The 560-nt window shown below is 39.1% G+C and carries 1 protein-coding gene and 1 pseudogene; both read right to left on the bottom strand.

Annotated elements, in window-relative coordinates; genetic code table 11:
• Positions 1-335: glycine betaine ABC transporter substrate-binding protein (locus tag ACOI1D_RS21840; protein ID WP_422504311.1), on the bottom strand; the 335-nt coding region annotated here is incomplete at its 3' end.
• Positions 336-443: 108 nt separating this feature from the next.
• Positions 444-560 (bottom strand): annotated as a pseudogene (locus ACOI1D_RS21835) (glycine/betaine ABC transporter); the annotation flags it as partial.

Here is a 560-nt window from a genome sequence, read left to right as displayed (position 1 = left end):
TGTGGAGTCCAACCAGTAACTACAATAGGCTCTTCAGCTTCAACAGCTTCTCCTAATGCTGTTGCCATTGCACCACTAGATGACGTTTGTACGGTCCATCCAGCCAAACTTTCGTAATCAGCTACTGCTGTTTCTGCTGCTTTTACAACACCAGCACCAGGTTCAATGCCCGTAATGGTGTAATCCATTTCTTCACTATAGTTTACTTCCTCAGTTTTGTCTGAAGACTTATCGTCATTTGTTGCCTCTTCTTCATCAGCACCACAACCTGCAGCTACTAATGATAATGAAAGTCCGGCAGCAATGCCGACTTTTTTCCAGTTTAAATTAAACATAACTAGTTATCTCCCCTTTTTCTTGTTATATATATATGGAAACTTTTCTATTGAAAAGATACCAACAAATTTGCACAGTATGATTTACAAAACTCCATACTATCTTTGTTATTTCTTACCATTCACATTTTGCGTGAAACGGTCAATAATGATTGCAAGAATTACAATTCCAAGTCCTGCTACAAATCCACTTCCTACCTCAGCACGTTGCAGTGCAGATAGAAC

The sequence above is a fragment of the Virgibacillus sp. DJP39 genome, assembly GCF_049310925.1.
Lineage (GTDB): Bacteria > Bacillota > Bacilli > Bacillales > Amphibacillaceae > Virgibacillus_F.
This window is presented reverse-complemented; position numbering and strand designations above follow the sequence as displayed.